1 protein-coding gene is annotated in these 475 nt (G+C 34.9%); it reads right to left on the reverse strand.

Annotated features, from left to right (window positions below; translation table 11 throughout):
• Positions 1 to 71 precede the first annotated feature (71 nt).
• Positions 72 to 475: transposase (locus tag CD30_RS19965; RefSeq protein ID WP_170933686.1), on the reverse strand; the 404-nt coding region annotated here is incomplete at its 5' end.

Raw genomic sequence — 475 nt, forward strand, 5'->3', positions numbered from 1 at the left:
TGAATCAATTTCATAAATCACTTTTTGTAAAAGCTTGGCCTTCGCCCAATAGTTTTTTTAGTTTTTAAAAATTAAGCTACTTGGTTTATAGCTTTTAACTGTGCGTTGATGCGGTCAACTGCTAGCTTACAGGCATTATAAATAAACGTCACCAAGTTAAAATGCAATTTCCCTTTTATTCCTGTTCTATGACGGACATTTTTCAATTGAAAATACTGTTTTAAATACGCATTAACACGCTCAACAGCAGTACGTTCTTTATAAAGTTGTTTCCAAAGTTCAGAACCCCGGGCTGGATAAGTGAATTTACGAATATCCATCTCACATTTGATTTTGAACACCTTTTGACAAAGCGAATCTTCACGTAATGGACAGGTTGAACATTCTTTTGGTCGTGTGAATTTTAAGGTCTGATATTTTCTGTCAAAGCTGTCGTAACAGTAACTATGTTCACGTACACAAGTGGGTCTGAAAT

Origin of the sequence: Ureibacillus massiliensis 4400831 = CIP 108448 = CCUG 49529, assembly GCF_000772965.1 — a bacterium.
Taxonomy (GTDB): Bacteria; Bacillota; Bacilli; order Bacillales_A; family Planococcaceae; genus Ureibacillus; species Ureibacillus massiliensis.